This is a genomic window from Bradyrhizobium sp. NAS96.2 (assembly GCF_001908235.1).
Lineage (GTDB): Bacteria > Pseudomonadota > Alphaproteobacteria > Rhizobiales > Xanthobacteraceae > Bradyrhizobium.
On record NZ_LGHK01000255.1, the window covers coordinates 1 to 8,130 of the forward strand.

Annotated in this window: 6 protein-coding genes; 2 read left to right on the forward strand and 4 right to left on the reverse strand. The window is 66.1% G+C overall.

Annotated features, from left to right (window positions below; translation table 11 throughout):
* The coding region (locus AC628_RS37895) for a PAS domain-containing sensor histidine kinase (protein ID WP_143202029.1) at positions 1 to 1,564 on the forward strand (1,564 nt) is incomplete at its 5' end.
* A gap of 337 nt (positions 1,565 to 1,901) precedes the next feature.
* On the opposite strand, the gene AC628_RS37900 is transcribed toward AC628_RS37895, so the two are convergent.
* The 4 genes from AC628_RS37900 to AC628_RS37915 form a co-directional block, all read right to left on the reverse strand.
* A complete protein-coding gene (locus AC628_RS37900) occupies positions 1,902 to 3,602 on the reverse strand; it encodes a vWA domain-containing protein (protein WP_074131749.1) in 1,701 nt (566 codons plus the stop codon).
* A gap of 373 nt (positions 3,603 to 3,975) precedes the next feature.
* Positions 3,976 to 4,620 (reverse strand): GNAT family N-acetyltransferase, encoded by a 645-nt coding sequence (locus AC628_RS37905; RefSeq protein WP_074131750.1) that lies wholly within the window; start codon positions 4,618 to 4,620, stop codon positions 3,976 to 3,978.
* A 1-nt stretch (position 4,621) separates the two neighbouring features.
* Positions 4,622 to 5,272, reverse strand: coding sequence for a 3-oxoacid CoA-transferase subunit B (locus AC628_RS37910; protein ID WP_074131751.1), 651 nt, complete (start codon positions 5,270 to 5,272; stop codon positions 4,622 to 4,624).
* 24 nt (positions 5,273 to 5,296) lie between these two features.
* Positions 5,297 to 6,004: a CoA transferase subunit A gene (locus AC628_RS37915; protein ID WP_074131752.1), complete on the reverse strand. Its 708-nt coding sequence runs from the start codon at positions 6,002 to 6,004 to the stop codon at positions 5,297 to 5,299.
* A gap of 244 nt (positions 6,005 to 6,248) precedes the next feature.
* On the opposite strand from AC628_RS37915, the gene AC628_RS37920 reads away from it, so the two are divergent.
* A partial coding sequence (locus AC628_RS37920; protein WP_074131753.1) for an AsmA family protein occupies positions 6,249 to 8,130 on the forward strand: 1,882 nt, incomplete at its 3' end.

The window sequence follows — 8,130 nt, forward strand, 5'->3', positions numbered from 1 at the left end:
CGCCGAGCCCGCGCCGCGCGCGGTCTCCCGCCGCGACCGTGCCCTGCTCGATCTCTTGCCGGTCGGCATCCTGATCTACCGGCTCGACCGCCTGCTCTATGCCAACCACGCCTTCCTCACGCGGATGGGCTATGACAGCCTGCACGCGCTGGAAGCCGCCGGCGGGCTCGACGCACTCTATGTCGAGCCGGGCGTCTCGCAGGCGAGCAGCAGTTCCGGCACCGGCACGCCGGTGACGATCTCCGCCAACCAAAACGGCCAGGCAGAGCAGGTGTCCGCTGAGGCGCGGCTGCACACCATCACTTGGGACGACGATTCCGCGCTGGCGCTGATCTTCTCGCGCACGCTCGACGAAGACACCGCGATCGCGGCTGCCCTGTCTGATCGCGAGCCCGATCCCGAACCGGAGGCGGCCGCCGAGCCCGCGCTTGCGCCACCGCCGCCACAGGCCGGCCACGCCGACGCCGAGGAGCTCGGCGCCATCCTCGACACCGCGGCCGAAGGCATCATCATGTTCGATGCCGAAGGCAACATCCATTCCTGCAATCGCAGCGCCGAGGCGCTGTTCGGCTATGACGGCGACGAGTTCATCACGCGCAATCTCGGCGATTTGTTCGCGCCGGAGAGCCAGCACGGCATCTTCGACTATCTCACGAGCGTGAAGTCCGCCGGCGTCGCCAGCCTGCTCGACCACGGCCGCGAGACGCTCGGCCGCGTGCGCCAGGGCGGCCTCATCCCGCTGTCGGTGACGATGGGACGCACCCGCGCCGACGGACCGAACTTCTTCGCCGTGTTCCGCGATCTCTCGCAGACCAGGAAGAGCGAGGGCGAAGTGCGCGAGGCGCGGCGGCTCGCCGAACGCGCCGCCAACGCCAAGACCGACATGCTGGCGCGCATCAGCCACGAGCTGCGCACGCCGCTCAACGCCATCATCGGCTTCGCCGAGGTGATGATATCGGAGCGCTTCGGCACGCTCGGCAACGAGCGCTATGTCGAATACATGAAGGACATCCGCGCCTCCGGCGAGCGGGTGATCGCGATCGTCAACGACCTGCTCGATCTGTCGCGGATCGAGACCGGCAAGCTCGATCTCGCCTTCACCAGCCAGAACCTCAACGAGATGGTGGAGAGCTGCGTCGCGGTGATGCAGCCGCAGGCCAACCGCGAGCGCATCATCATCCGCACCTCGCTCGCGCATACGCTGCCGCCTGTCGTCGCCGACGCCCGCGCGCTGCGCCAGATCACGCTGAACCTGATCGGCAACTCGATCCATCTCGCCAATGCCGGCGGCCAGGTGATCGTCTCGACCACGCTGTCGGATTTCGGCGAGGTGATGCTACGGGTGCGCGATACCGGCCAGAGCCTCAACGACAACGAGGTCGCCGCCGCGCTCGAGCCGTTCCGCGCGCCGACGCCATCCGACCAGGCCGGCTCCGGCGGCGTCAGCCTGTCGCTGACCAAGGCACTGGTCGAAGCCAACCGCGCCAAATTCCAGATCAGGACCGGCGGCCGCACCGGCACGCTGATCGAGGTGACCTTCGCCCACGCCGCGGCAAGGGCGTGATGGGCGCGGGCCACCCGCGACACGCGAACGATCAACTCCTTCCGCCGCGTTAAGGACGCACTAGCGGACGGGTTGCCTCCCCCCCTTGCGGGGGAGGGTTAGGGAGAGGGGTGGCCACACGGCACGCTCTCACCATGTTGATCTCAGTTCGACGACGCGACCGAGATTGCGAAAGCGAAGCTCACGACGGTCATCTCGCCTGGGGCTTACCCCTCTCCCCACCCTCCCCCGCAAGGGGGGAGGGAGCCGAAGAGCGTGCTCACCTCACAAGAGAAGAGCGTGCTCGCAAGAAGTGTGAGCCTCGCAGGCGCACCCAAGAGACAACGCTACCGCCGCCCTACTGCCTGATCTCCAGCGTCTGGCGCTTGCCGGCGGCGATCGAGAACGGCATTTCCGCCTTCTGGCCGTCGGCATAGATGGCGACCGCGACATAGTCACCGGCGCTGAGCGCGACGTTGGCGGCGGCGTCATACGTCACCGAAACGCGCTTGCGCTCGTCATTGATGTCGCGCTCGGCGCCCAGGATGTCGATCTCCTGGGCACCGTCGGCCTTGATCCCGATCACGCCGGCGTTCAGGTTGACGTTGATCCGGGTCGGCACGCCGGACTTCACCTCCGCGCGCACCGTTCCCCTGGCCTCGCCGACCGCCACCCTCACCTCGTAGCTACCGGTCGGCAGATCGAACTTCGATTCGGGATCGTATTCCTGCGCGACCTTCTCGCCCTCGTCGCCGTTCGAGTTCGCCGGCTGGTGAACCGCAACCACGATGTCCTTCTCGACCTTGGGCCCGCCCTCGGCATAGGTGGAGGTCACGATCAGCTTGCCGACATCGAGGGTGAGCTGGACGTTGCTCGCATCGCCAGCGGCGACCGAGAACGGCTTGCTGGTCTTCGACTGTCCCTTGGTCAGGGTCAGCGTGTAGTTGCCCGCGGCGAGCACGAAGCGCGGCACCGCGTCGTATTCCTGCGCGATCAGTCTGCCGCCCTTGTCAAAGACCTGCCAGACCACATCGTCGACCTTGCCCGCGCCGCCTGCCACCGAGCCTTCGCTGGTGACGTAACCGGCATCGAGGATGACGTCGAGCGCGGCGGGCTTGCCACTCTCGACCTTGAGCGGAAACTCGCGCTTGAGCTGCCGGTAGCTCACCTCCACGATGTAATCGCCGGGCGCGATATTGTCGGCGAACGGCGCACCGTAGAAGGTGTTGACATGCTCGCCCTTCTCGGTCCCGGCGCGCTTGTAGACGCCCCAATTGACGTCCTCGTCGCTGATCGGATCGAGCCCTTCGGCGAGCCGCGCCACGCCGCGGATGTTCTTGCCGAGATAGGGATCGGCGGCCACCGGCTTCGGCGGCGCCTCGCTGGCGACCTTGGTGCCTTGCGTCGCCGCCACCGCCTTGGTCAGCGCACCGGTCAGGCTCGCGGCGTTGCCGGCATCGAGATAGACGCCGCCGGTCGCCCGCGCGATGCATTGCAGCTGGCTCTTCGCCGCGGGATCGGCAACGTCGAGGCCGATCACATGGGCGGTGAAGCCGATGCCGGCCTTTTTCAGCTCGGCTGCGGCCGCGCACGGATCCGGCGCGCAGGTCTCGATCCCGTCGGAGACCAGGATCACATTGGCCTTGTTCTCGGTCGAGTGCAGCGCCTCGGCGGCGGCACGCAGCGAATCCGAGATCGGCGTCTTGCCCTTCGGGTTGATGCCGTCGATCGCGGCCTTGATCCTGGCCGGGTCGAACTTGCTGACCGGCACCATCAGCTCGATGTCCTTGCAGTCACCCTTCGAGCGATGGCCATAGACCATGACGCCGAGGCGATCAGCGGGATTCCATTTCGACAGGATCGCATCGACTGCCTGGCGCGCAGCGGAGATCTTGCTCTGCCCGTCGACCAGGCCCCACATCGAGCCGGATGCATCGAGCACGAGAATGGTATCGGTCCCCGCATTGGTCCCTTGCGCCTGGGCGCCGTAAGATGACAGCAGCGCCAGGCCAAGCGACAGCAGGCCGGCAACGAACGAGCGGCGAAAAACCTTGATCACGGATCGATCCTCGATGATGGAGACAATCGGAGGGCGGAGACGACTACGACGGCCGGCGTCCCGACACTTGGACTATCGCGACAAGCGTTTGGACTGACGCGACACGCGAATGACAATTGGATTGTTTTGCGAGGCGCGACCATAACCGCAGATGTGAGCGCCATCACATGACACGGCTTTGCACGATGCCGTGTGGCCTGCAAGCCGCAACACACTCGGTGTCGTCCCTGCGAAAGCAGGGACCCATAACCACCAACGGTCATTATCGAGCGATGCTGGAGCAACGAATCCCGATCACAACATCCGCCGCGGCGTATGGGTCCCTGCTTTCGCAGGGACGACAGCAGTGGATGTGGCGCGTTCGCCTATCCACTCACATCGCCCGCGCAAACCTGCGAAAGCCCGGCGCGCCGCTGATCGCCTCGAATGCCGGATCGCGCTTCTCTTCGGCGAAGGCAAAGCCGGCCTTGGTGTAGCAGCGTTCGGCCGCGCCGTTGCCGATCACGAACGAGATCGACGCCCGTGCAAAGCCGGCGGTCCTGCCGTCGGCGAGCGCACGGCCGATCAGCGGCTGCACCAGGCCGTTGCCGCGATAGGCGCGATCGGTAGCGACATGCTCGATCAGCCAGTCGCCCTCACCGCCCTGCACCCAGCAGTTGCGGGCATAGCCGCCGCGCGCCACGATGGCATCGGCATCGATGCCGAGCTGTGCCGCGACCTCCTCGATCGCCGCGCGTGCCGCAACGACCGTTCCGGATGCCGGCATCGCGCACAGCGCGGCCGCCGGGACGCCATCGACCTCGGCGATCAGGAAGTGGGCGACGTGATACCATGATTTCACCCGCGCAACGGCGAGCCGCGCCATGAACGCGAGGCACTCCGGCTCGGGACGATCGAGCGCGATGTCGATCCAGCCGCGCGGCAGCGGGCCGCGCTGCGCGGCGAGGACAACACGGGCGATGAAGCCCGCGTCGTCGGATCGTGCGGGACGGATCGAGGATCGTCCCGCGCCAATCATCTCAGGTGTTCTTCAGCGCGACGCGGAATTCCGCCTCGGTCTTGGCCTTGACCTCGTCGAGCGTGACGCCGTCGGCGAGCTCGATCAGCGCCATGCCGTCCTTGCCGTGCTTGTCGATGGTGAACACCGCAAGATCGGTCACCACCATGTCGACCACGCGCTCGCCGGTCAGCGGCAGATTGCACTGCTTGAGCAGCTTGGCGCCGTCCTTGGCGGAATGCTCCATCACGACGACGACGCGCTTGACGCCGGCGACGAGGTCCATGGCGCCGCCCATGCCCTTCACCATCTTGCCGGGGATCATCCAGTTGGCGAGGTCGCCGTTCTGGGCGACCTGCATGGCGCCGAGGATCGACAGGTCGATATGGCCGCCGCGCACCATGCCGAACGAATCGGCCGAGGAGAAATAGCTGGTCGAGGGCAGCTCGCTCACCGTCTGCTTGCCGGCATTGATGAGGTCGGCATCGACCTCGTCCTCATAGGGGAACGGGCCCATGCCGAGCATGCCGTTCTCGCTCTGCAGGCTGACGTCGATGCCCGCGGGGATGTAGTTCGAAACCAGCGTCGGAATGCCGATGCCGAGATTGACGTAATAGCCGTCGCGCAACTCCTTGGCGGCGCGGGCGGCCATCTGTTCACGGGTCCAGGCCATGAGGCTCTCCTGAAAGATTGGGTTTTAGGCGGCGGGCCGCGGACGGGTGTTGCGGAACTCGATCCGCTTGTTGGCCGTGCCGACCTCGATGATGCGCTTGACGAAGATGCCGGGGGTATGGATGTGGTCCGGATCGATCTCGCCGGCCGGCACCAGATGCTCCACCTCGGCGACGGTGACCTTCGCGGCGGTGGCCATCATCGGGTTAAAGTTGCGCGCGGTCTTGCGGTAGACCAGGTTGCCGGCGGTGTCGCCCTTCCAGGCGTGCACGATGGCAACGTCGGCGAACAGGCCGCGCTCCATGATGTACTTCTCGCCGTCGAATTCCTTCACTTCCTTGCCTTCGGCGATCAGCGTGCCGACCCCCGTTTTTGTGTAGAAGGCCGGGATGCCGGCGCCGCCGGCGCGGATGCGCTCGGCCAGCGTGCCCTGCGGATTGAACTCGAGCTCGAGCTCGCCGGCGAGATATTGCTGGGCGAACAGCTTGTTCTCGCCGACATAGGACGAGATCATCTTCTTGATCTGGCGCGTCTCCAGCAGGCGGCTGAGGCCGATGCCGTCGACACCGGCATTGTTGGAGACAACGGTGAGGCCCTTGACGCCGGAATCGCGGATCGCGTCCGACAGGGTCTCGGCGATGCCGCAGAGGCCGAAGCCCCCCGACATGATCATGATGCCGTCCTTGAGGAGACCATCGAGTGCCGATTTGGCGTCGGGGTAAACTTTGTTCATGCAGCGAATACCTGATGGAGGGCGCGGAACGGCTGTGACAATGCGGATTATTAGGCGAAATCTTCGCAATGCGTCAATGACGGCCCCGTGCGGCGACCGGCGGCAGCCTGCGGCGTCAACATGGCCTTGAAAGCGTCAAGAAAACCCTTCAAGTTGCGTGGGTTGGCAGGGGCCTCCGGCGAGAGCCCGCTATGTTCGACGACGACCCGACAAAACTCAACCCGACCCGGATATGTCATTGACGATGGCCCAAGGAATAAAGCGCCTGGGGATGCCGATCGCGGCGCTTTTCGGCCTGGCGCTGGTCGGGCTGGTCGGAACGTCGTGGTTCCTCAACCGGGACGCGCTGCAGCGCGCGGTGGAAGCGCAGATTCGCGCCGTGACCGGGCTCGAGCTCGTCGTCAACGGGCCGATCGACGTTTCGGTGTTTCCCGGCAGCTACGTCTCCTTTCACAATGTCGGGCTGAAGGGTGCCGATACCGTCGGTCCAGCCTTGCAGGTCGACGTGCTGACCGCCAACCTGCGGCTGCTGCCACTGTTGCTGCGGCGCTTCGAGATCGCCGACGTCATGATGCTGCGCCCGCATATCCGTGTGGTCCGCGACACCGCCGGCGACAGCAATTGGACACCGTTCGTCGAGACCATTGCCAAGGCGATGACGCCCGGCGCCGAGAATCAGGTGTCGTTCTCCGAAATCCGGATCCAGGACGGCGAACTGAACTACCAGGATGGGACCAACAACATCTCCGAGCAACTCGGCGATATCGACCTGTCGCTGGCCTGGCCATCGATCTCGCGTTCCTTTGCCGCAACCGGCCAGTTCGACTGGCGCGGCGAGCGCGTCGACGGCTCGATCAGCGCCAGCGATTTCGTCGCGCTGCTGTCGGGCGACCGCTCCGGCCTCAAGGCGCGCCTGGCCAGCGCACCGCTGAAGGTTGCGTTCGACGGAACCGTCGCCAATCGCACCAGCCTGATGATGGAAGGCACCGCCACCATGGACTCACCGTCACTGCGCAACGCATTGCGCTGGATGGGACAGGCGCCGCCCGGCGGCGGCGGCTTCGGCCGCTTCGCACTGAAAGCCCGTGCCAATGTGGTCGGCGGCTCGGTCGCCCTTACCAACGTCAATGTCGAGCTCGACGGCAATGTCGCCGAGGGCGTGATGACCTACGCCAATAACGGCCGGCAGTCGCTGCAGGCGACGCTTGCCGCCGGCAACCTTGATTTCACGCCCTACATCTCGACCTTCCGCCTGCTGGCCAGTGGCCAGCGCGACTGGAACAGGCAGCTGTTCGACCTCTCCTCGCTGTCCTCGACCGATCTCGACATGCGCCTGTCGGCGGCCAAGGTGACGGTCGGCCCGTCCAAGCTCGGCCGCACCGCGTTCGGCGCCAATCTGCGCGGCGGCGCGCTGGCGCTCAGCGTCGGTGAGGCGCAGATGTATGGCGGCATCGCCAAGGGTTCGTTCGCGATCGCGCGCTCGGATGCGGTCGCCGACGTCCGGGCGCAATTCCAGTTCACCGATGTCGATTTGCAGGCCTGCGCCAGCGAGTTGTTCGGCATCAACAAGCTGTCCGGCCGCGGCAACCTCAACGTCTCGCTGACGGCCTCCGGCTCGAGCCCGTTCGGGCTCGCATCGTCGCTGGACGGCACCGCCACGCTGAACGGGCATGACGGCGCGATCGCCGGCTTCAATGTCGAGCAGCTCTTGCGGCGGCTGGAGAAGCGACCACTGTCCGGCGGCGGCAATTTCCGCTCCGGCTCGACGCCCTATGACAATCTCAACATCTCGGTGAAGTTCGCCGACGGCGTCGCGACCGCCGACGACATCCGTGTCGAGAGCCCCACCGCGAAGATCACGCTGACCGGCACCGCCTCGGTGCCGTCGCGCGAGTACGATCTCAAGGGCGTCGCCAGCCTGACCTCGGCGTCCGGCGGCGGCAACGGTTTCGATCTGCCCTTCGTGATCCAGGGCCCGTGGGACGATCCGCTGATCTTCCCCGATCCGGAAAGCCTGATCCGCCGCTCGCCGGCGTCCGCCCCGCTGCTCGACGCGGTGAAGGATCGCAAGACGCGCGATGCGGTACGTTCGGTGATCGAGCGCTTCACCGGCGGCGGCGCGCGGC